Here is a 23,086-nt window from a genome sequence, read left to right as displayed (position 1 = left end):
CCTTTCGTTTGCTGCGACGCTCATGAACTACTCGTGCGCCGGCAGCGGTTCCATCGTCTCAGGATTCACGGGCACCTGGACCTCATCGCGGAAGCGCGACGTAAGCAGCGTCACGCGCATGCGCGGGAAGGCATCCATGAACTGCGTGTAGCACCAGCCCCACGCACCGGCGTACAGCATCAGGCAGCCAATCTCCCAGATGCCGAACGGCAGCGACGTCACCGTCGTACCGTAGCCAGACGGATAGACTTCGATGTACCGCATCAACCACATACCAGTGAGGCTCGACACCGCGAAAATCGTCATCGCCGAGCGATTCACCTTTGCGGAGCGGGACAGCAGGCCGAAGAACGGCGCGAAGAACACCATCACCACCGACGCGATCGTCACGCCAACCCACGGCGCAAGGAGTCGCAGGCGCATGAAGAACGTTTCCTCGCCCAGGTTGCCGTACCAGATCACGAGGTACTGGCCGAAGGTGAGGTAGCCCCAAAACGCCGTGAAGGCGAAGCACAGCTTACCGATGTCGTGGAAGTGCGTTTCGGTGATCAAACCGCCGGCACCATTCAGATGCGCGTTCCATGCACGGACAAGAATCGAGAACAGCATGAGCGCGCAGAGCCAGCCGCCCATGAAGAACCACCAGCTGTACAGCGTGCTCTGGAAGTGGAGCGACAGCCCCATCGAAAGATCCCACGCCAACACCGAGAAGCCGATCGCGAACAGAGCGACGACGAACACGGCCAAGCGGCCCTGACGCGAGTGCGTCGAGTGGATCTCGCGACGCTCTTCGCCGAAACCGTTGCGCATGCCGGCGCGGATGTTGGCCGCCCACTTGGCGCCCCACTCCGGCACGCGACCGACGTCGAGTCGAAGCGATGTGTAGATGTAGTAGATCCCCAGCGCGACGAACGCAGCGAAAATCACGATATCGCGGATCGTCAAGAACGCGGGATTGTAGTACGTCGCCTTCTCAGGGTTCGGAAACGCTTCGTGCGTCCACGGGAAGATGTGGCCACGCCCAACCGAGAGAATCAGCAGCAAGAACACGAACGCCACCGGAAGGAACGCGACGTACCCTTCCATGAAGCGAATGACGCCGCGCGACCAGCGCGCCGTCGTGATGCGCTGCACCGCGACGAACGTGACGCCAGCGCACGACAGCGTCGTGAAAAACAGCCAGTTCATGTGGAAGGCGCGCCAGGCGCGATCCCCATCCAGCACGGCACCGGCAAGAAAGATCAGCGCGCCAATACCGAACAGCGCGAGCATCGCGGTCTTGATGGACTTCGGAATCTCTTTGTTCGACGAGGCGAGGACTTCAGCGGGCGTCGGAACGCGGGGAGGATGAAAGCTCACGGCTGGTGCTCCGGCTTCGTCGTCTCAGTCGAGGGCTTCTTGGCGGTATCTGCTGCAGTCGCGGGCGCGGCCGGTGCGGCCGCCGCAGACGACGGATGGTAGTACGGCGCGGGTCGCGTCGGACCCATCATCGAGGCGCCCGGCACAAGCGTGCCCGTTTCACCCGGACGTCCGTGCGACGTGTCGGCCGCAATCGCAATCTTGCCCTGCAAGGAACGCAGGTAGTTCACGATGCTCCAACGGTCCGGCTCTTCGATTCGATTGTACGACGGCATCGTGCCCTTGCCGTTGCGAATCACGCCGAAGATGTAGCCGTCGGTATACCCTGCTGCCGCGCTCTGCGCCGTGCCAATGGCCGGCGGAAACATTCCGTACTTCATTACGACGCCATCGCCCTTGCCGAGCGGTCCGTGGCAGACGGCGCAGTTGATCTGGTATTGAATGCGGCCGGCGTTCACCGAACTCTCATTGACCGGAACCGGATTCGGAATCGACGCCATGGCCGTGATGGCCTGCGGCGACGGCGTGCGATCGTACACGAAGCCAGGCGCCACGCTGCCATAAATCGGCACGGAGTTCTGCGGATTGCCGCGGAAGGCAATCGTGTCCGCCGGCGTTTCCCACGGATCGATCTTCGGCTGCTGCTTGAAGTCGGTGAACCATGAGCAGGCGGCGAGCGACACGACCACCGGCGCGACCAGCACCATGCGCAGTGCTTTCACACTGATCTTAGCGCTCACGACGAACCTCCTCGGCTCCATGCTTCTTGAGGACATTCATCGCGCGGTCCACCTCGTCCGGTTCCGTCGCGACCCACACGCCGAAGTGACCGGCGCTGAAGCGCGGATCGTAGCCAACCGTCATCGTCAGTCGCGGAATGCCGGCAAAGCCGAACATCGCGAACACCGTCGCCAGACCGCCGACGAGCACCATGACCTCGAATCCAAGAATCGTGAATGGCACCCACGACGCGATCGCCTTGCCGCCGACGACCAGGGGCCAGTAGTCAGACATCCACACCGGAATCCAGTAGCCGAACGTCACGCCGCAGAGACCGAAGATGAGCGTGAAGAGGCGCACCTTGCTCGGTGCATGCTGGAGCGCATGCTCGAACTCGTGGCGCGGCGTCGGCGTGTACACGGTGATGTCGCCGATGCGCTCTTTCTTCAGTTCTTCGACGGCCTCGACGGCCGAATCAATATGATGAAATGCTCCCAGGACGCCTTGCATCAGTGCTGGACTCCCGTCTCGTCTGGGTGGGGGTTGCCTTCCGTCAGATCGTGCGAGATGTCGTGCGGATGCTTGAGCCGCGGCGGCACAACTTCCTTGATCTCAGCCATGGCCATCACAGGCAGCTGCTTGATGAACAGCAGGAACCACATGAAGAACCAGCCGAAGCTGCCGAGGAGAATGCCGTAGTCGACCCAGGTCGGGCGGTAGGTGCCCCACTGCCAGGGCTCGAACTCGTGCGAGAGCGACGGCACCACGATCACGAAGCGCTCAAACCACATGCCGATGTTGATGAAGATCGACAGGATGAAGAGCCACGTCGGATTGCGTCGCAGCTTCTGCGACCAGAGCGACAGCGGCAGCACCATGTTGCAGATCAACATGACCCACGCTGCCCACGCCCACTGGCCGAACACACGGTTCCAGAAGTAATCCTGCTCGACCTTGTTGCCGCTCATCCACGCGACCTGGAACTCGGTCAGGTACGCGAGGCCGACGACGCACGACGTGAACAAGCAAAGCTTGGCGGCCGCGTCGATGTCGTTGAGCGTGATGTAGTGCTCGAGCTTGAAGAACTTGCGTAGCGGAATGGCGATCGTGAACACCATTCCGATACCGGAGAAGATCGCGCCCGCAACGAAGTACGGCGGGAAGATCGTGGCGTGCCAACCCGGCGTCAGCGCCATTGCGAAGTCGAACGACACCACCGAGTGCACCGACAGCACGAGCGGCGTGGCGAACGCGGCGAGGAACAGATACGCGCGCGTGAAGTGACGCCATTCGCGATCCGAGTTGCGCCAACCGAGCGCCATGGTCGCGAGGATCGCCTTACGCACCGGATTCTTTTCGCGGTCGCGCAGGATCGCGATGTCCGGAATCAATCCGATGTAGAGGAAGGTGCTCGAGATCGTGAGGTACGTGAGGATCGCGAACACGTCCCACACCAGCGGGCTCTTTGGATTCGGCCAAAGGAGTCGCCAGTTCGGATACGGAATCAGATAGAAGAACTTCCACGGGCGACCCAAGTGCAGGATTGGGAACAATCCTGCCGTCATGACCGCGAACACGGTCATGGCCTCGGACACTCGGTAAATGCTCGTTCTAAAGCCTGCGCGGAACAGATACAGAATGGCCGAGATCAGCGTACCGGCGTGACCGATACCGACCCAGAACACGAAGGTGATGATGTACACACCCCACATCACCGGCGGCTGGTAACCCGCCGCGCCTAGCCCTTCATGAATCTGATAGATCCAGGTCGTTGCGCCGATGAGCAGGCACAGAATTGCGATGCCGAGCGCGGCGAACCAACCGAGCGTCGGCCGAAGCGTACCGGCGATCTCGTTGTCGACCTGCTCGTAATCGCGAACCGCCGGAAAGCGAACGGCAGCCGACGGAATGTTCGGACGCTGACCGCCGGGCAATGGAGTCGCAGTCGTTGCCATGTCCGCGCCTCCTTAGTTCGCCACCGGCGCTGCTGCGCCGGCCGCCGGGTGATTGACCTTCTTCAAGTAGACCACCGCGGTGAAGGTGTTGAGCTCTTCGAACACGTGATACGCGCGCCGGTCGTGCGCCAACTGCGCAACACTCCAGTTTGGATCCGCGGCATCACCAAAGGTGATGGCACGCGACGGACACGCCTGCGCGCACGCTGACGTGAACTCGTCCGGCTGCAGATCGCGATGCTCCGAAGCGGCACGATTCTCCGCCTCGCGAATGCGCTGCACGCAGAAGCTGCACTTCTCCATGACGCCCTTACCGCGAACCGTGACGTCTGGGTTGAGCTGCCAGTTCAACGGCTCCGGGAACGCGTACTGCTTGCGATCGACTTCGCCGTAGCCGAACCAGTTGAAGTAGCGAACCTTGTACGGGCAGTTGTTCGAGCAGTAGCGCGTTCCGACACAACGGTTGTAGACCTGAACGTTCAAGCCGTCCGGCGCGTGGTACGTCGCGTACACTGGGCAGACCGGTTCGCACGGTGCGTTGCCGCAGTGCTGGCAGAGCATCGGTACGAAGCGCGTTTCGAAGTCTTCGCCGAACTTGCCGTCAGGGTTGCCCTCGAAGTAGCGCTCGAGTCGCAGCCAGCTCATCTCTCGGCCGCGCTCGATGTTGAAGCCCGGACGCGCATCGGCGAAGTACGTGGCGTTCTGCCAGAACGCGCCGACGGTCGGGATGTTGTTTTCAGCATAGCACGCGGTGACGCAGGCCGAGCAGCCCGTGCAGCGCGCGAGATCGATCGTCATTGCCCAACGCCGCTTCGTCATGCCGAGCGGGTTGTCAGGACGATACATGCCCTTATGAGTTCCCTGATCGGCCGCCGTTGGCGCGCCGAGCTGACCCTGCGCATCCGCCGCCACGGGCGAGCGAAGGCCCGGAAGGAATGCGTGATCCGCGCCGCCAGGGAGCGCCTCTTCGTGCTCTTCGACCGGCGGCTTGCTCAGCTCAGCGGCGGTGATCGCCTGCGCGATACCACGACCGTGCTGTCGCGCCGAACCTTCGGTGCTCGGCAACGTGCGATGATCGCCCGTCTTGGAGACCGACGCCTTCGTTACGGTGAATGCGAGACCGCCGGCTGAGTCGGTGCCCACCGGAACCAGGTCGAGCGCGTTGATGCCGATGTCACGCGAATAGCGGCCGTAGCCCCATTGCGTGATACCGGAATGGTGCAGCGGATCGAAGGTCGGCACCTGCGTGCTCGCCTTGTGACCCTGACCCAGCGGAATCGCGATCGCGTCCTTGTGAATTCCGAGGAACGGGAAGGCCGGTGCGCGCACCGTTCCATTCGCCGTCTTCACTTCGAGGATGTCGCCGCGATCGATGTTCAGTCGCTGCGCCGTTTCCGGATGCAACTCGACCCACGAGCTCCAGCAGATCTTGGTGACGGGATCCGGAAGTTCCTGGAGCCACGGTTTGTTCGCGCCGCGTCCGTCGCCGAGCGTGGGCGATGGATACGTGATGAGGAACAGATCGCCCTGTGCGCTGGCGATCGGCGCAGACTTCGGTGACGACGACGGCGCCGCAGCGACCGTGCGTGCCGGAAGCGTACCGCTGGCGATTGCCTTGGGCAGTGCCGCGGCGAATGCCGTTGGGCCGCCCGGGAAGCTCGTGGTGACCCAGGTGCGATAATCCGCCGCCGCAAACTTTGGCGCGACCGCCGCATCCTTCTTGGCGACGAGAAGCAGCGCCTCGGCCGTGCCGATGTTGCGCGGCGACGTTGTTTTGGGATCGATGTTCGGATAAACCGGATCCATAGCCGGCTGCTGCAGGCCGATCACGCCGCGCGTGATTTCAGCGTCGCCCCATGACTCGAGCGAGTGCAGGTCCGGAATGATCAGGTCGCAGAGTTCCGTCGTCTCGTCGGGGAACGCAGAGAACGAAACCTTGAATGGGACTTTGCTAAACGATTCGGCAAACTTCGCAGCCTTGGGAAGCGAGTGAGCCGGATTGGTCCCGCGTACGAAGGCGACACCAACCTGTCCGCCGGCCATGCGCTCGACTGCGTTGAGCACCTGCCCAGTCGTTGCGATGCCTTCGAAACCGAGGATCGGCAGCGCAGGCTTGATCGTGGTGCCGACTGCGCCGGACGCCGCGTTGATCGCCGCGACCGCAAGTGCGACGTCAAGTGCGTTGTCGCCGCTGACGCCCGAAACAACCAACGCCGGCTTGGACGCTGCGAGCTCCGTTGCCAGACGCTGAAGCGCACCGGCATCGACGCCGCTGTCCGTTGCTGCCTGCTGAACGCTTCCCTTGCCCGCGAGTGCGTTGGCGATCGCGAGCTCGGTGCCCGGCTTGCAGGCAATCCATTCGTCCGCGTTCAATCCGGTGAGCGAGCGACGCGGTCCGATGTAGATGAACCGAGGGGCGCTATCGAGCTTCGCGCGTGCGTCGGCGAAGTCGAGCTGCTGCGGAACGCTCGCGCCCCAACCGTCGAGGAAGTCGGCGCCGAACGAAACGATGAGCTTTGCGTCCTTGAAGCTCAGCGACGGCCACGCCACACCGTACGTGCGACGGTTGGCTTCGATCGCCGCGGTATCCGCTTCGGAGTCGACGCTCAGGTGTTGCGAGAATCCATATGCGCCGAGCCACGAATCAACGAAGCGCGGAAAGCTTCCGCTCTCGTGCTGATTGAGGAAGACCGAGCCCTTGCCCTTGGCGCCGGCAACACCGGTCGCGAGGCGATTGAGCGCGTCATCCCACGTCGTGGCCTTCCACGCACCGCCCTCTTTGACCATCGGGCTGCGGAAGCGATCTGGATTGTAGAGACCCTGGAGCGACGCCTGGCCGCGGGCGCAGAGCGCGCCGTGGTTCAGCGGGTGATCCGGATTTCCTTCGAGCTTGATCGCGCGACCGTCGCGCGTTTCGGCGATGACACCGCAACCGACGCCGCATTCGCGACAGGTCGTTGCGTAGTACGTCGACACGCCGGGAACCGTCTCGTCGGGCGAGACGAGATATGGAATCAGCTTGCCCGTCGGCTCCGAACATGCGGCCGCGGTGAGCGCTGCACCCGACGCGCCGAGGACCTTGAGGAACTCGCGGCGCTTGACGCCAGTTGGCTTCGTATCCTGGCTCATGTCAGTAGTGGCAGTTCGCGCAATCGTAACGCGCTTTCTTGCGTTCGGTCGTGGCGACCGCCGCAGGCGCGGGCGTGTTCGGCGTACCCTGCTGCTCCGAGTATCCCGCGGCTTCGAGCCCTTCCTTCGGGCTATAGCCGTTGACGTGACAGCTCACGCACCAGCCCATGTTCAGGCTCGCGAACTGATAGACACGATCCATTTTCTGGATCTGTCCATGACACGTCTGGCAGGTGACGCCTGCGTTGACGTGACGCGTGTGCGGGAAGTGGACGTACTCGGGGAGCTTGTGAATTCGCTCCCACGGAATGGGCTTCGCGTTCGGTCCCATGCCGGCACCGGGAACCGCGATATCAGCATACTTATAGAGCTTTGCGAGCTCCTCAGAATGCCGTTTCGGACCGAGGTCCGTCGCGGGACGATCCGGCCCAATCAAGTTGTGGCAACCGACGCAAGTCGACACGGCCGGGAGACCCGGATCCATCGACTTGTTCGCCGCATTGTGACAATAGAGACAGTTCATGCCGAGCTTCTGCACGTGCACTGGGTGCGGAAACGCGATCGGCTGAACGGGCGAACGGTGTTGCGAGGAGGAGGCGCCGCTGTATGCGGAAAGCATGACGGCACCGGCGGCCAGGGCGAGGAGCCCCGGAATGGCGGTCCACTTCCTTCGCTTGGTCATCGCGATGGGGTGATATGTCGAGTGGCCGAAAGCTTGTGAACAAATTCACAAGCATCCGACCAGCCGAGAAATTTGAACGGGACAGGAAGCGCACGCAAGTGCGCAACTCGTTGTCGATACGGAGCTAATCCCGATTGGAACAGTCCCCTTTTACTCTCGCCGTCCGCTGAGTTCATCGACTCGATCCACTGTGATGAGTCACGCGCGTAAAGATTTCGCCCGCGCGAGCAAGCGGCGCGCCGCGAACATCGTCGGGCAAAAGGTCGAGCGTGGCGCGAGGAGTTTGGGTCAACCGCAACGGCCATTGAGTCCCGAATACGAAGCGCGACGCGCCGATCGTGCGAAACAGCTTGGCCAAATGATCTTCGGGAGGGCCCCAGATCCACGAGATGTCCCAGAAGACGCGCTGCTGCTCGGACTCGGTCAGGCCCCAATGCACTTCTTCAATCATTTCTCGCCCAGCCGCGGTGACGACGAGGCGAACCGACTCGCCCGCGCGAGCCAGTGCGCGAATCGCCGCCGCGCTGAGGTCGCCGGCACTGTCCATAGAGTGACGCTGTCGGAGATCTTCAAAGCGCACCGTGAGCAGAGTTGCGATTCCCTGCTCTCCCGCGGCGATTGCCAGTTCGCGCAACTGTGAATCGTGCGGTCCCATGCCCCACTGCGGCGGATACGCACGAATGGCGGGAGCGCCCTCGGCCGCGGCGCGTTGTAGCGCCGCTTCCCACCCGGGCCAATCCGGACGAATTGACGGAACTGGCTTGAGCGTCTTCGAATACGGCGCGAGCATCGAGTACAGCGCAGTATTTCCCGCCGTTGGATCGCGATAGAACGCCGACGGAAGATGTCCGACCCACGCGCCGTCGATGCCCTCACGGTCGAGCACGCGTACGAGGATCTCAGGGTCCGGATGCGGGACGTACCGAAACGGATACGGGCCGACCAGCGCGTTGACGTCAATCATTCGCGGCAACCAGCTCTGCACAGCGCGGGAAACTTCCCTTCGGAAAGATCTGGGCAGCGTTGCGCCAACGAATGTTGGCAAGTTGATCGGCACTGAGGCCGATGACTTCCAACGCGCGAAGTTTGGCGAGGCCGGTGCACATGGTCAGGTCACAACCCCAGAGCAGACGTTCTGCGCCAAGCGCCTCGAGCGCTGCGTCGAGCATGCCACGGTCGACACCGCTGCCGGAGAGATCCGGAAAGATGTTCGGACAGTCGACAACGGCCGGAAACGTATGCATGTAGTCGCCGCCCCCGCCGATGTGCGCGAGGATGAACGACACGGTCGGATGCCGTACGGCAAGTCGCGCGAGATCGGCGCCATCAGAGATCTCTTGTGACGGCCATTCGCGCCGGCGATGCTGCCAGATGTGCTGCAACACCGGCAACCCGTGTTCAGCCGCCAACTCGGCGATCGGATCAAGTAGCGGATCGTCGGCGCGCCGGCTTGCGAGAAGTTTGACGCCAATCGCGCCGCGCGCGACGCATCGCTCGATTTCGGCGACGGCGTGTTGCGTGTAGTTGGGATTGACCGTGGCGAACATCCGCACCCGATGTGACTCGCGGTCCATCAAGTCGAGCATCACGTCGTTCCCATGCGTCACGTCAGCGGGCGACGGAAAGTACGTCGGCGACGAGAAACCGTAGCTGCCGAGCACTGACGCCACGTGGTACGTGATTCCGATCTGCTCACCGGCGCGAAAGCGCGCGTCGTTCACGTCCTTCCAATCGGATCGACCAGCGGCGGCGTGATAGAAATGCGCGTGCGCATCGATCAGCGGCTCCGTGCCGCCGAGTGGTGCGTTCACGACACGAGCCGTCACTGCGCGTCTTCCTCGTCGCGAAGCGCAACGAACGCGGCGCTTGCTCCGCCTTCGATCTCACGAATGGCGTCGTCATCGTGCGCTAGCGCGGGATAGTTATATGCTCCGCGCTTGAAGAGCACGCCGTTCGCCGCCGCGAGCTCGAGAAACCGGTGCTCGCGCTCTGGACGATCGAACCGGAACATCCACATCGGATCGATGCCGTCGGTCGTCACACCCTCGACGCCGCTCGCCTCGATCGCTGCCGCAACCGCTCGGCGCGTGTCCGCCCCGATGGCCCACAGAGATTCGCAGATCTCCGCGGTGTTGTGCCAGCTGAGCACCGCGCCGGCCGCCGCGAGCGCAGAGGCTTCGCTCGCCAACGTAGACGAGATCCATGTCTTCTTCGCCGCATCTATTACGTCACGGTCGCCGACGACCGCGGCGAGTGGATAGCCGTTCGCCATCGCTTTGCCGAATGCCGCGAGATCCGGAACCACGTCGGCGTACTGTTGGTATCCGCCAGTCGCGACGCGAAAGCCTGTTTTGATTTCGTCAAAAATCAGCACGGCGCCAGCAGACGTCGCGAGTTCTCTCGCGCGCGTCATCCATTCCTTGGACGGCAGCCGTTCGACGATCGGCTCGAGTACGATGGCGGCGAGGCCAGAGCCCGCCGCACTGACGGCCGCTTCCAGCGCCGCAATGTCGTCGAACGGCACGCGCTTGAACGCGCGACGCGTCCCCTCGGGCACACCACCGGTATCGTCGGCGCACCAATCCAGCCAACCGAAATAGCCAGAGCCAATAACGACCTCGCGCGCCGTGTACGTGCGCGCCAGGCGAACCGCCGCGGCCATCGCCTCGGCACCGGTCTTTAGAAATTGCACCTTGTCGGCGCACGGAATGATGCCGCACAGCCGTTCAGCCAGCTCGACCTCTCGGTAGCTCGAAAGCGCCGAGACGTTGCCGGACGCAATTGCGTCGACGACGGCGCGCGTGATGTTGGGCTCGGCGTACCCCAGCGCGACTGAGCCAAGCGCCATGGTGCAGTCGATGTATTCGTTGCCGTCGACGTCCACGACACGCGCTCCAACCGCCTGCGTGAAGTGTGTTGGTCCCACCGCGTCTGGTGAGCCGTAGAGAGCCTCGACACGCTTGCTGCCGGTCGACGCGCCTGTGGGAAGCACGCCCTGCGCACGCGTGCGCCAGTCAACGTCGTCGCGCTCGGTGTCGACTATCGCCTCGGGCTCTCCCTCGCCCGACTCGACGTCGTCGGAAGACGGAGTCGCAGCATCAGCCGCAGGGGCAGGCGCTTCCTTCGCGCCGCGATCGAAGAATCGGCGAAATGGCATGCGAGAAGATACTACTTCAGCTTGCGTTGCAAGTAGTTCGTCACCTCGATGACCATCGCCCGCAGTAGAGACAGCTCTCGCGCATTAGGGGCCGCGCGAAAGGTGAGCGACCGAAGCGTCCGCATGATGTGCTCAGGAAAGCGCGTCTTGAAGAACTCGATCGCCATCAGCGACCGCTCGGCGTCGCCGAAGAACATTTCGAACTGTTCGTTCGTTGGCGGAGGCGCGTCCTTGCGCGGTGGCGGGATTGTCCGAGTCGCGTCGGCTGCTGCGAGGTGCAATTCGTAGAACCCGATCAACGCCGCCTGCGCCAAGTTGAGCGATGCGTGGTCGGTGGTGGGAATCGTCACCGTTCCATGTACGCGATCGAGGATCTCGTTCGGCAAGCCGCTATCCTCGCGGCCGAAGACGAGCGCGACCGGCCCGTCAACCCCGTGCTCGAGGAGTTCCGCGGCCGCCTGCTTGGGATCGATGACGCGCAACTTGGCCGCGCGGCGGCGAGCGGTGAATCCCAACACCCACACACAGTCCGCGACCGCGGCGTCGAACGAGTCGTACTGCTCGATCCGTTCGATGAGATCCATCGTCCCGTGCGCAATGCCCTCGAGACGAATTACCTCGTATTCCACGGGGCGAATCAATCGAATCCGCCCAATGCCCATGTTCTTCATCGCACGGATCGTCGCCGCGATGTTGATCGGGTTCTGGGGTTCATACATCACAACGACAACGGACGACAGGAGCGTATCGGTCATCAGCAATCAGTCATCGACAAGGCGAAGAGGAATGAGTCGGCCGGGTTCGTGTCGGTCGCCGCGCAGGTAGACGAACTCTCCCTGCGCGCCACTCATCACGAGTTGCCCCCGCCGCCGTTCGCGGCCGCGCGGCATCTCGTTCACGATCACGTCGAGCGCTTCCGGAATCTCATCGAGCTCGACGACGATACGATAACCGGTCGCGGTGCGTTCCCACGAGGCGCGGATCGGGTATGGAGCAGCCCAGCCCTCGATGATGCGCTGGCGAACCTCCAACGATTCGAGCGTCGGAACGAGCATCCAGGCGCTCAGGCCTCGCTGGCCGCGCAGGTACAGCTGGACGCTATCGCCGTTGACGTCTGCCGGCTCATTGTCGTAGGGGTTCGTGGAGTCCGCCGGCGCGAACGTCAGCTCGCTCACGGCAACTTCGATGACGATGCGCAGCGCGTCCCCAACGCGCTCCAACGCGACAGAACCGGCCGGTTCACCCGCGTGGCGCCAGTGTTGTTCGGAGCGCCGATAGCTGTGCTCGCCGAGCTGTACCACCGAACGGCCGCCGCGCGACAGCGACAGCGCATCGGGCGTCATGCGGTCCGCACCGACAAGAGCGATTTCCTCAGTGCGTTCGACTCGTCCGCCGAGGTCGATGCTGCTACGTGCCCCGCCCGCATGCAACTCGATCTGCCAACCGCCATTCGTCGGCCGATGGATATGCGTGGTGCCGTCGCCGAGCGTCACGCGTATGTCGTCGCCAAACTCGACGTCGACGATGTCGCTGGACCACGTCATGAGAAAACGATGACGACCGGCCGGCCCGTGAGCTCGAAGAATACGAAACGCGCGGTCGCCCGTACCCGGCGGCCCAAGCGCCGTAGCACGCCACCAATCGGTGTCGTGGTCGCTCTGTGCCCAGACCGAGAGGCTCCCCGACGGCAGCGACGCCGCGCCACGCACGACAGATCCTGCCGCGATCCGCTGACGCATCGTGTCACGAAGGAAACGGAATCCATCTTCGAGGCCCTGGCTGCCCTTCAATTCGGCTGCCTCGATCGAATGCACTCCGCTCAGCGAGACGTCAGCGTGCATCGGCAGGTCGACGGTCACGTCGGCGTTGCTCGACCACACGAGCTCGTCGATGAGATACGACGACATCGCAACGACGGTGCGCACGAGTCGCGTCGGCGGCGCAATGCCATCGCTGCTCGCGACGATCCAACCTGCTGCGCCTCGTTCATCGTAGGCGTCGATCGTTCCGTTCACTCGCGCCTGCGACACGCCATTCACGAGCGGAGCGTTGTGCGCCAACGTGCTTCGATACCAGTGCAACGACGGATCGACATACGAGCCGGTGCCAGCATCGTCGAGCCAACGCGCATCGCCATCCGCGAGCAGCAGGTTGAGTCGATCTGGATGACCATGGCCGCCGCCTGAGTGGCCGTAGTCCAGCGCGACGTACGTTCGCCCTTCGTTGCGACGAAACACCGCGATCCCCTGCCCGTCCAGCAAAGCCGACCGTGGACCGCCCGCTTCGAGTTCTGGCAACGTCGGCAGCGCGCAGAGCAACGCGCGCCAGCTCAAGTCCGCTCGCGTGAGCGACGACGGAGGTCCATTGCGTTCGGCGTCGGCCGACGACGTCGCGCGGCGCGTGTCGCGTCGCGGAATGTCATCGCGATAGAGGCGGCTGAGCGCGGCGGCAAGATCGGGATCCGCGCGACGCGCGTAGCCCAATTCACAGTGCTCGGCAATTCGCCACTGCCGCAGCGACACGGCGAACTGCGAGTCGCGGCGCGCGGGAAAGGTGAGATCGGGCAACGCCGTTGCGAACGGCGCCGAGAAGCCGCGTTGAAAGCGATCGACCAGATCCGCGGGAAACTCGATCCCGGATTGCTCAGCCATCGTCACGCCGTACCACAGGCCACGGTGCGTGAACAGATGATAGTTCTCGCCCTCGAACCACGTGCCGTCGGCCAGCAATCCGCCGCCGATGTGCAACACGATCCCCGACGGTCCGAAGATGGCATCCTCGACGCCACGCTCGTCACCGAGCAGTCGGCTGCTCGCAAGCAATGCGACGTCGTTCCACACCTGACGGTTCGACGAACCCTCGTCATACTCGCCAATGATCGCGCGACTCGGCTCGATGATTTGCTCGCGAACCCTCGCTGTGAGCGCGGGATGCGTTGTGTCGAGCAGATCGGCGGCGACACAGATCTGCAGCAGCCAGATCGACTCGAGGTACGTGCTGAAGAACAGTCGCGTGGGTCCAAGCACGTTGTCGATGTTCGGATAGCTCGAGTACCGATCGACATATCCTTCGAGAATCGACGTCGCCAAATTCGCGAATCGATTGTCCACGCCCAGGCGAAAGAGTGCTGCCGCGTGAACCGCGCGCTCAGCGAGCCACAGCTGATACCAATAGATCCAGAAGCGGTCGTGCATTTCGCCGCGATAGATCTCGCCGCAAACGGGGCACTGATGCTCGCGTGGTTTGAATGGATCGAACTCCAGGAGCGTCCCGTCGCGCGCGCACCGGCCGCCCTCTCGCGACAGCAGCGCCTTGCTCGTTGGGAAATACAGCTCGTGCGTGAACAGCGGTTCGAGATCGGTCGCAAGAGACGAGGCCAGCGATCGAAGCGGGCCGGCAACGACGGCTGCCCGCTCGGAAAGAGCGCCCGACGTGAGAATGAGGCTCATGGCAGCGGACCTGTTTCCCAACGCGACAACGTGACCATCTCGCCGCGAAGGTCCATCACGACATTGCGTAGGCGCGCTGACAGTCCCTGCAGGCCGCGAGAGTGGTAGATCCATGCAACCGGCGCTTGCTCGGCGAGCAATTGCTGAACGGCAGCCCAGGCGGCGATGCGCTCAGACTCTGTGCGAGCGGTGCGCGTGGACGCAAACAACGAATCGAGCTTTGGCGAATGAAAGCCTGTGTAGTCCAATGCCCCGCCCGATTGTCGCGATTCGAACATCGCGCTGAGAAAGCCCAGCGCCACATCACCAGGAAAGCCGGAAACAAGAACGTCGAACTGCTTCGTCGATGCACGGGCTTCGGTCAGAAACGTGCCGAGTTCCACTTGCCGCAAATGAACGACGATTCCTCGAGCGCCGAGGTCGGCTTGCACGAGTTGCTCGAGCGCGTTGTCGCCGCTGCCGACGGTGAGAAGATCGAACTCGAAAGTCTTTCCATTGCGGCTACGTGTGCGGCCAGCAGACCGACGCCAGCCAGCAGCGTCGAGGAGCGAATCGGCAAGCGCAGTATCACGAACGGGTTTCGCCTCGAAGGCCAAAGGGCTTTCCGGTGGCACCGGTCCCGCGGCTGGCGTTCCGTAACCGGCCAACGCGGCCTGCACGATTCGCGACCGGTCGATCGACAGCGAGATGGCGCGTCGAACGCGCGCATCATCGAATGGCGCTTTATGAACGTTGAAGACCAAGCCCGTTGTGAAGAGAATTGGATAGTCCAAAACGCGCAGCGATCGATCGCGCGCGGCAAGCGACGCCATGCTCGGCGCAATTCCGGCGACGTCGAGATCACCGCTCGCGAGGCCGGCGAACTTGGTCGTCGGCTCGTCGACGACGCTCACGACGAGCCCGGATAGTCGCGGCGGTCCACCGAGCCCCGATGGAAATTGCTCGTTGCGGCGGAACACCCATCGCTCACCGGGACGTCGCTCAACGAAGCGAAACGGCCCGTTGCCGACCGGGTTCGTGTTGAAGGCCGCGCGTTTCATCTCGGTATGGGCGACTGAGCCCAGCAAGTGCTTGGGAAGGATCGGCAACTCACAGAACACGAGCGGAAACTCTGCCTGCGGGGAAGCAAAGTGAATGGCCGCGGTGGAGTCGTTTCGCGCGACGACGCTGTCGACGATTGCGAGATCTGTGGCGCGCCAATAGCCAGTCGCAGGATCTCGCGCCGCGTCGATCGTGAACGCGACGTCGCGCGCCGTAGTCAGCGAATCGTCGTGCCAGCGAAGCCTTGGGTCGAGATGAAGGACGAGCGCCCGCCGATCCGGCGTCCACTCCCAGCTGCGCGCGGCGTACGGAACCGGCGTGAGCGCAGAGTCGTACTGTGCGAGCGTGACAAAGAGGGCGAAGCGTTGGATCTGTCGCGACAGGGAGTGAACCGTGACGAGCGGATTGCCCGACTCGAGATCGGTGCCCGACGCATAGACGACGACGTTCGGCGTTCGCGACGGCGTGCACGACACCGCGACGGCCATCGCGAGCAGCGCAAGAGTTGACACGCGACGCTGCGAGTGCAGCTTCAACGCGTGCATCCTCCCGCTGTGCTCCGCCGACTTGCCGGCGCGCTGCTGCTTCTGTGGCTGGTGCTCACAATCACGTTCGCGCTCATCCGACTTGCTCCGGGTGATGCTGCCGTGTTCCTGGTACCGCCCTCTGCGTCCGCGGCCGAAGTCGCTCGACTGCGAACCGAGCTCGGCCTCGACCAATCCGTCGCCGTTCAATATGCACGATGGGGTCTGGGCCTGCTTCACGGCGACCTCGGCGAAAGCTTCTCGCTGCGACAGCCCGTCGTGACTGCGCTTGCGCAAACGCTCCCCGTCTCGCTCGGACTCGGTGCATCTTCGCTGATTTTGACCTTCCTGATTGGCGTCCCGATCGGAATGCTGCAGGCAATTCGGCGCGGACGTCCACTCGATCACGTGCTCACGGTTGCAACCACCGTTGTGTACGCGGCACCGAGTTTCTGGTTGGCGCTCGCGCTCGTGGCTGTGTTCACCTACGGCGCCGCAGCGTGGGGACTGCCGCCGGCGCTACGACTTCCGGCATTCGCGATGCGGTCTCCCGACGCGGATCTACACGGCATCCCCGCCCTCCTCGATCTCATTCGCCACGCCATTCTCCCCGTAACGATTCTCACAGCGGTTGGCGCCGCCGGAATTGCCCGGTACGCGCGATCGAGCATTGCCGACGTACTGTCGCGCGATTTCGTGCGCACGGCTCACGCGAAGGGCGCGTCCCCCGCGCGCGTGTATTTTCGGCATGTGTTGGCGACGGTGCTTCCAGCGCTCGTCGTTCTGTTTGCACTTTCCCTTCCCGGACTGGTTGCCGGATCGATCTTCGTCGAGGCCGTGTTCGCCTGGCCCGGGATGGGGCGGCTGATGGTGAACGCGATCGTGGCGCGCGACTACCCGCTCGTCATGGGTGCGGCAGCCATCTACGCCGCTCTCGTGCTGCTGGCGAATCTCGCTGGCGATATCGCACTCCCGCTCGTGGATCCGCGGCGACGAGCATGAGATTTCTCCGATCGCTCCGCCGCATCGACGCCGTCGCACTAGGAATTCTCGCCGCGTTGACGCTCGCGGTGATCTTCGTTCCGATGCTGTCGAGCCAGGACCCGCTCGGCATCGGCGACGTTCTCGCGTTACGCCTGCTTCCTCCGTGGACGCGCGACGTTCATGGCAACTTTCACTTGCTCGGCACCGATCGCTTCGGCCGCGACTTGTTCGTTCGAATGATGCTCGCCGGACGGATCTCACTCGCTGTTGGGTTGGTCGGCTCCTTGCTCGCGAGTGCTGTGGGAACAATCATCGGCGCGGTCGCCGCATGGGTTGGAGGCGCAGTCGACGCAACGCTCATGGCGATCAGCGATGCATTGCTCGCCCTACCACGACTCGTGCTGCTGCTCGTGTGTGCGGCGCTGTGGCGTCCGGGCCTGTCCACCGTGGTTGCCGTATTGATTGCCACTGGATGGATGGGTGTAGCGCGTCTCGTGCGCGCCGAACTGCTCGGCGTCAAAGCACAACCGTTCGTCGACGCGGCAACGTCGCTGGGCGCATCGTCGGCGCGTGTGCTGTGGCGACACGCGCTTCCCAATGCACTCGGGCCCGCGATCGTCGCGACGACGCTCGGCGTTGGCAATGCGATTCTGCTCGAGAGCGGTCTCTCATTTCTCGGCCTGGGTATTCAGCCACCGCAGCCGAGTTGGGGGAACATGATCGCGGGCGGGCGAGATCTGATTGTCGCCGCACCGTGGGTGGCGATCGCTCCGGGACTCGCGCTCGTCGCAACCGTGCTGGCCTGCACACTGCTCGGCGACGCCCTCCGCGACCGTTTGGCCGGAGAGCAGGACTCGACTCTTCGCGACCGCGCCTGAGGCCTAGGAGCGCACGAGCAGCGTCACGACGGCGCGTTGTGTAGCCACGAATGCCAACTCTCGACCCGTGACGCTCAGCTCGTTCACGATCGTTTCGTCGAGCCTCGCTGATCGCGCCTGGCGAATCTCGAATGGCAACCGCCACAGGCCGCTCACCTCATCGTCGCGGACATTCACGCAACGGAGCACCAACCACTGACCGTCCTCGCTCTCCTTGATCGTCGAGAACGCGAGTCCAGTTCCGACGAGTTCGACGCCGTCGATACGCGGCTGCACCGCGATCGCGGAACGGAGCGTGGTGCCAACGAGAGGATTGAGCACATCATCGGCAGTCCGCTCGATCGCGTCGACCGCTGACGCCAACCGCGGACCATGCAGCATGACGGCAAACTCACCGGCAAACGCACCGAGGCATTGTGCGCCTGGAGTTGGCGAAGGCCAACCGGCGTGGCCAGGGCGTTCGATAATGTCGTTGCGCGACAGTTCCCCAACAGACCGCACGAGCGTGACGACTATCGCGTCGTCGCGAGCTTCATATTCGGCCAGGCCATCGCTGAAGACCGTGAAGCCTGCCTGCTCATTGAATACCGAGACGTATCGGTGCAGCGGCGCGGTTGCCGGCGGAAGCTCGGCACCGAGAGGCGCGTTTTCGACGACGATCGGCTCGCGTCGAACCGGACCGAACGCAGCATCTGCCCAGACCGCGCCATCGTTCACTTCGCCGCGCAGTACGAGACGCACGCGATGATCCTCGCGGCGATTGTCGCCGTGTACGATCACACGAACGAACGACGTTTCCACATCCAGCACGAGATTCACGGTCAGCTCGGCGCTCGTGCGTTGCGTCGCCGAATCGAGGATGCGATAGCGGAGACCGAGTTCGCCGCGGAGTGGGCCGCGATGCTCGCGACGAACGCCGCGGAACTGCACGACGAATGGCTGCTGCCGAGGCGCCGGCGTGTACAGGTCGCCAACATCGCCTTCGTCGATGAACTCGAGTACCGATGCAATACGTCGCCCAGAAGCGAGATCTTCGAGCGAAACAGTTCCGGCGTCATCAACGGCGACGCGCAGCGCGGCGTTCTGCATCGAGTCGGGACCTACAACGACGGCGTGTTCGGATCGCTGTCGCCGTCGTGCCTCGCCGGCATCCAACGGATACGTCAATACGCCGTACGCCGGAGCGTCGCTCACCCACGCAGCCACGCGACGTACCGCTACGAGGTCGTTGTCGGGATAGTGCTGTGGCGATTCGATGCGTGAGGTTCGAATACTCTGCGAGAGAACTTGAAGCGGACCTAACGCCGGGATCGACGGTTTGCGCGACGGCATGACGGCGACGGGTGGCGCAATCGTCGCCGAACCCGGGCCGACCGGTACGTCAGCAAGAAATTCCTCGACGTCGATGATCGCGACACCGGAGCGCACGCGTGGCGCGGGATTGCGAACGACGACGACAGGCTGCCACCGGTCGCGCCGTTCACGTGCGCTCGCCGCATCGTAGCCAATCAACTCGGCGATGGCTTCGTCGCGAATCGCCGACGACTGCGCATGCGACGCGCGAACGCGGCCCTCCATAGCGACAGCCACTTCATCGATCGAACAACCACACAGCGTGTCGTGCGGATGCGCCGTCAACAGATCGCGCCAAGCAAGATTGACGAGTACCCGACGCGACGTTCCTGCGATGGCCGCGAGAGCAGCCCACGGCTCCGCTTCGCGAAGCAGTGCACGCTCAGCACGCGCACTCCCGCGCTTCTCGTGCGCGCGAGTCGCGAAGGTACCCTGAAGCGCCCACGTGTAGCCGTAGGAGTCGCGCAATTCTCCGCGGACCACTGGAAGACGCTGAGCGCTTGCGCGCTCGACGAGTCGCTCCGCGAACGACCGAAGCGAACTGCGATGCACGCCGTCGGTCGCGCCAACGGCTTCGAACGCGTCGAGAATCGCGTCGAGATGCGCCTGCCGCGCGTGATGATCCGCGCCGTTGGGAATGAGCAACACACCGGTCGTCGAGCGCGGCGCGAGCTCGCCGCGCATTCGTTCCCAGCGCTCGCCGGCCGCTTGCGGTTCCGCCGGAAGATGCGACCCGAATTCGTAGCCATCGCGCGGAAGATGAAACACGATCGTCGACGCGCCACTCGGCGCTTGCCAGCGAACGGTGTCGCCCGCAGGCCAGTGCGGCCCGCCATAGCCGCGCCAGAGAATCGTCAACGGAAGGCCAAATCCTTCAGCGATCTCCGGCAGCGCAGCGGGATGTCCAAACGAGTCTGGGCAATACAGAACCGGCGGAGCGACTGCACCGAACCGATCGAGCACGCGTCGTCCCGTGAGCAGATTGCGAACGATCGCTTCGCCGCCGGGAATCAACTCGTCGGCAAGAACGAACCACGGACCGGCTTCAAGACGCCCTGCCGCGAGCAGCGCCGCGAATTGCTCGCGTCGTTCAGGCCGCGCAGCGAGATAGTCCTCGATGAGAATCGCCTGGCCGTCGAGGAGAAAACTCTCGTCGCTCGCGGGGGGATTCTCGAGCAGATCGTCGATCAGTGCGACGAGTCGTTGCCGAAAGCGCTCGAACGAATGGTACCACTCACGATCCCAGTGCGTATGCGAAACGATGTGAACGTCGAGCGCCATCCGGGTGCAGTCGGGGAAAGAGGAGAACAGAAAAACGGCCCCGGCGATATTCGCCGCGGCCGTCCCCTACGCGCAAGTGATGGTCTTCAGACTTCACGCGCTCGTGAAGTGGAGCGCCTCACGGAATCGGAGGGCCCTCTTCGCTGCTCCCGCGATCGGTGAGATTTTCACGCGTCACCTGACGTTCGTGGAAGCGGAGGTCATCGCGCAGAACGTCACCGCGATCGGACGAACGGTTCGAGCCCAGCGGCGCCGTTTTCATGGCGTACGCCACTCGTGCGCCGAGAATTCTCGTCGCGCGAACATCGTGACCGACATCGATCAACAGATGTGCCAGGTCGCCCGTGCCCCAGAGTACGCCCGCGAGCACAATGAGGCGACTCGCTTCGCCGAGTAGCGTCGGAATGGCGGCTGAACCCTGCGTGTACATGCCGGTCACCACTTCGGCGATCAGCAGCATCACGAGGATGACCGACATGAAGCGGAAGAGCTTCGACAGATATCGCAGGCCGGTGTACGGCTCGATATCGGTGGCCCGAACTTCCTTGATGGGCCGATCCTTGTTGCTGTCGGGCTTGCCGTTGCGTGCGTCTAGCTTGGCCTCGCGATCCCCGATGACCGTTCCGCCGTCCACCATCTCCCGTTGGTCCGCCACGTCAGCCTCCTGAAGTCCCCGCCCAGCGCGCTCGATAGCCACGCGTGTCGATGTGAATGAAAGGTCCGTGCCCGGGCCCCGCCGTATAGACGCCGGCCCCTCCGATCAGCTCTGGATGCTTCGCGTCGACACGGTCAACCGCGGCCTCGATGACTCGCGAGTCGTCGATGCTGATCTTGCCGTCATGGTTCAGGTCGTCCATCTGACCGTCGCCATCGTTGTCGATGAAAATGTCCGACGCATCGCCGTACATATGGCGGCTGAGGTTGGCTCTGCCGCCTGTATTGCCGCCGGTGTAGTTGTACTGCGGCGTACGAAAGCCGCTCATCACGTGCACACCGCGAGTGTCGATTCCATGAGCCTGCAGGTCGGCCATGACCAACTCGAGCTTGTCGATCAGCCGCGGCTGCAGCACGAGATACTTCGGCCACACGTTGGGTTGATCGTGCGTGAGAAAATCACGCAGCTTGAAATGCTCGGAGACCGGTGTGTCCGCGTTCTTCTGCGTGACCTCGATGAAGCCTTTGGGATTTGCGTATGCACCGCCAGGCGCCTTCGACGGACCGACGCTCCCCTTCTCGCTCGGCCACGTGCCGAGGAAGTAGAGGCCGACGTGTCCATTCTTTTTCGCGCTGAACGGCAGCATCGAGATGAGATTCAGGTTTGCGACGGGTCGAACGGCGTTGCCCACAGCGAGCGCGACATTCCAGATTCCCGCGCCCTTTGGTTGCGGTGCTGTCTCACCACCTTGCGAGTACTGTACCGTTGCGCCCGGTGGCAGCGTATCTGGTGTGATCGAGTTCGGTGCCGGCTCGATGTCGGCTTTGAGTTTTCCGCTCTTGCCGCGCGCGGTTTTGAACGCGCGATCCACGAGCGCGTTCAGTGTCGCGTCCGTGACATAGGCGGTCGTTGGCGCATCCTCATGAGTGAGCGCGCTGGCGATGTCGCCACCGCCGAGTGTTCCGCTGCTCGTCGCCGTTCCAGGCGGGAGCGGTTCGGCTCGCGTGATGGACCACGTCCATCCCACCGCAAAGACGGCGACGAGGGCAACCCCGACGCCGTTGAGAATCCGTTCAGCACGCGGCGTGACGCCGGGGCGATCCCACCACGGGTTCCGTCGCTCGCGCGGGAGCTCGAGCGACGCGTCCGCAGTTGCGTTCGTGTCTCTGCGATCGTCGCCGGTTGATTCCCGTCGGTCAGCTGTCGAACTTTGCCTGCTCATCCGTCCTTCCCTGGCCCAGTCGCGGCCGCACCCGCCCCTCGCCCCTCATCTCATGCAAGTGCTGCTGGATTGGCTGCACCGCCTTCGTGACGTTCGCGCCATCATTGCCTGGGGCGGATACGTCGGGCTCACGGCGATCATTTTCGCCGAGACGGGTTTGCTCGTCGGCTTCTTCCTGCCCGGTGATTCGCTGCTCGTCACGGCGGGGCTGCTCGCCGCTACGACGGGCGTCTTCAACGTGTGGGTCCTCGGGCTGCTGCTGACCGTCGCGTCGATCCTCGGTAACACCGTGGGCTACGCGATTGGCCGCGCCGCGGGACCGCGTTTGTTCTCGCGTGAGAATTCGCTGCTCTTCAACAAAAAGCATCTATATCGCGCCCACGAGTTTTACGAACGGCACGGCGGCAAGACGGTCATCATTGCGCGATTCATGCCGATCGTCCGGACGTTCGTTCCTGTCGTGGCCGGAATGGGGCAAATGGGATACCGCCGCTACACGCTTTTCAACATTGTCGGTGGAATTGGTTGGATCTGGAGCATGCTGTTCATTGGCTACTTCCTGGGTCGCTACATTCCTGGGGTCGATCAGCACATCGAGACGGTGATCATTCTCGTGATCTTCCTCTCGCTGTTGCCGGGACTGATTGGTTGGATGAGAGCACGTCGCGCAGCGCGCGACGAACGACCCGCATAAGCT

18 protein-coding genes are annotated in these 23,086 nt (G+C 63.4%); 3 read left to right on the top strand and 15 right to left on the bottom strand.

Translation table 11 applies throughout. From position 1 onward, the window contains the following. Positions 1-27: 27 nt before the first annotated feature. The 12 genes from AC6H4Z_RS11440 to AC6H4Z_RS11385 form a co-directional block, all read right to left on the bottom strand. The gene (locus tag AC6H4Z_RS11440) at positions 28-1,359 is read right to left on the bottom strand and encodes a hypothetical protein (RefSeq protein ID WP_497546883.1); all 1,332 of its coding nucleotides are present in this window, start codon (positions 1,357-1,359) and stop codon (positions 28-30) included. Beyond that, positions 1,356-2,099, bottom strand: a complete 744-nt coding sequence (locus AC6H4Z_RS11435) for a c-type cytochrome (RefSeq protein ID WP_497546882.1) — start codon at positions 2,097-2,099, stop codon at positions 1,356-1,358. The genes AC6H4Z_RS11440 and AC6H4Z_RS11435 overlap by 4 nt, the downstream gene beginning before the upstream one ends. Beyond that, positions 2,089-2,589, bottom strand: coding sequence for a DUF3341 domain-containing protein (locus AC6H4Z_RS11430; RefSeq protein ID WP_497546881.1), 501 nt, complete (start codon positions 2,587-2,589; stop codon positions 2,089-2,091). The genes AC6H4Z_RS11435 and AC6H4Z_RS11430 overlap by 11 nt, the downstream gene beginning before the upstream one ends. Beyond that, complete coding sequence (gene nrfD, locus AC6H4Z_RS11425) at positions 2,589-4,034, bottom strand: NrfD/PsrC family molybdoenzyme membrane anchor subunit (protein ID WP_497546880.1); 1,446 nt, start codon at positions 4,032-4,034, stop codon at positions 2,589-2,591. The genes AC6H4Z_RS11430 and nrfD overlap by 1 nt, the downstream gene beginning before the upstream one ends. Before the next feature lie 12 nt (positions 4,035-4,046). Further along, the gene (locus tag AC6H4Z_RS11420) at positions 4,047-7,163 is read right to left on the bottom strand and encodes a molybdopterin-dependent oxidoreductase (RefSeq protein WP_497546879.1); all 3,117 of its coding nucleotides are present in this window, start codon (positions 7,161-7,163) and stop codon (positions 4,047-4,049) included. A 1-nt stretch (position 7,164) separates the two neighbouring features. After that, positions 7,165-7,845 carry a cytochrome c3 family protein gene (locus tag AC6H4Z_RS11415; RefSeq protein ID WP_497546878.1) on the bottom strand — a complete coding sequence of 227 codons (681 nt, stop codon included), beginning with the start codon at positions 7,843-7,845 and terminating at the stop codon, positions 7,165-7,167. A gap of 172 nt (positions 7,846-8,017) precedes the next feature. Further along, positions 8,018-8,809, bottom strand: a complete 792-nt coding sequence (locus AC6H4Z_RS11410) for an amidohydrolase family protein (RefSeq protein ID WP_497546877.1) — start codon at positions 8,807-8,809, stop codon at positions 8,018-8,020. Then, complete coding sequence (locus AC6H4Z_RS11405; RefSeq protein ID WP_497546876.1) at positions 8,802-9,671, bottom strand: amidohydrolase family protein; 870 nt, start codon at positions 9,669-9,671, stop codon at positions 8,802-8,804. The genes AC6H4Z_RS11410 and AC6H4Z_RS11405 overlap by 8 nt, the downstream gene beginning before the upstream one ends. Next, positions 9,668-11,002, bottom strand: a complete 1,335-nt coding sequence (locus AC6H4Z_RS11400; RefSeq protein ID WP_497546875.1) for an aminotransferase class III-fold pyridoxal phosphate-dependent enzyme — start codon at positions 11,000-11,002, stop codon at positions 9,668-9,670. The genes AC6H4Z_RS11405 and AC6H4Z_RS11400 overlap by 4 nt, the downstream gene beginning before the upstream one ends. Before the next feature lie 11 nt (positions 11,003-11,013). Further along, complete coding sequence (locus AC6H4Z_RS11395; RefSeq protein WP_497546874.1) at positions 11,014-11,757, bottom strand: RNA methyltransferase; 744 nt, start codon at positions 11,755-11,757, stop codon at positions 11,014-11,016. A 6-nt stretch (positions 11,758-11,763) separates the two neighbouring features. Then, a complete protein-coding gene (locus AC6H4Z_RS11390) occupies positions 11,764-14,451 on the bottom strand; it encodes a heparinase II/III domain-containing protein (RefSeq protein WP_497546873.1) in 2,688 nt (895 codons plus the stop codon). Next, positions 14,448-16,004, bottom strand: coding sequence for an ABC transporter substrate-binding protein (locus tag AC6H4Z_RS11385; protein ID WP_497546872.1), 1,557 nt, complete (start codon positions 16,002-16,004; stop codon positions 14,448-14,450). Before AC6H4Z_RS11385 ends, AC6H4Z_RS11390 begins: the two co-directional genes overlap by 4 nt. Positions 16,005-16,031: 27 nt before the next feature. Between AC6H4Z_RS11385 and AC6H4Z_RS11380 the strand changes: the two genes are divergently transcribed. Next, entirely contained in the window at positions 16,032-17,018 is a 987-nt protein-coding gene (locus AC6H4Z_RS11380) for an ABC transporter permease (protein WP_497546871.1), read from the top strand. Then, complete coding sequence (locus AC6H4Z_RS11375) at positions 17,015-17,878, top strand: ABC transporter permease (protein WP_497546870.1); 864 nt, start codon at positions 17,015-17,017, stop codon at positions 17,876-17,878. Before AC6H4Z_RS11380 ends, AC6H4Z_RS11375 begins: the two co-directional genes overlap by 4 nt. A 3-nt stretch (positions 17,879-17,881) precedes the next feature. Here AC6H4Z_RS11375 and AC6H4Z_RS11370 read toward each other — a convergent pair whose 3' ends face one another. The 3 genes from AC6H4Z_RS11370 to AC6H4Z_RS11360 form a co-directional block, all read right to left on the bottom strand. Beyond that, positions 17,882-20,512 (bottom strand): glycoside hydrolase family 38 N-terminal domain-containing protein, encoded by a 2,631-nt coding sequence (locus AC6H4Z_RS11370; RefSeq protein WP_497546869.1) that lies wholly within the window; start codon positions 20,510-20,512, stop codon positions 17,882-17,884. Between the two features lie 118 nt (positions 20,513-20,630). Further along, positions 20,631-21,167 (bottom strand): hypothetical protein, encoded by a 537-nt coding sequence (locus AC6H4Z_RS11365; protein WP_497546868.1) that lies wholly within the window; start codon positions 21,165-21,167, stop codon positions 20,631-20,633. Position 21,168: 1 nt separating this feature from the next. After that, complete coding sequence (locus AC6H4Z_RS11360) at positions 21,169-22,389, bottom strand: hypothetical protein (protein WP_497546867.1); 1,221 nt, start codon at positions 22,387-22,389, stop codon at positions 21,169-21,171. Positions 22,390-22,441: 52 nt separating this feature from the next. Between AC6H4Z_RS11360 and AC6H4Z_RS11355 the strand changes: the two genes are divergently transcribed. Then, a complete protein-coding gene (locus AC6H4Z_RS11355) occupies positions 22,442-23,083 on the top strand; it encodes a VTT domain-containing protein (RefSeq protein WP_497546866.1) in 642 nt (213 codons plus the stop codon). Positions 23,084-23,086 lie beyond the last annotated feature (3 nt).

The organism is Leucogemmata humicola, from assembly GCF_055379415.1.
This window is presented reverse-complemented; position numbering and strand designations above follow the sequence as displayed.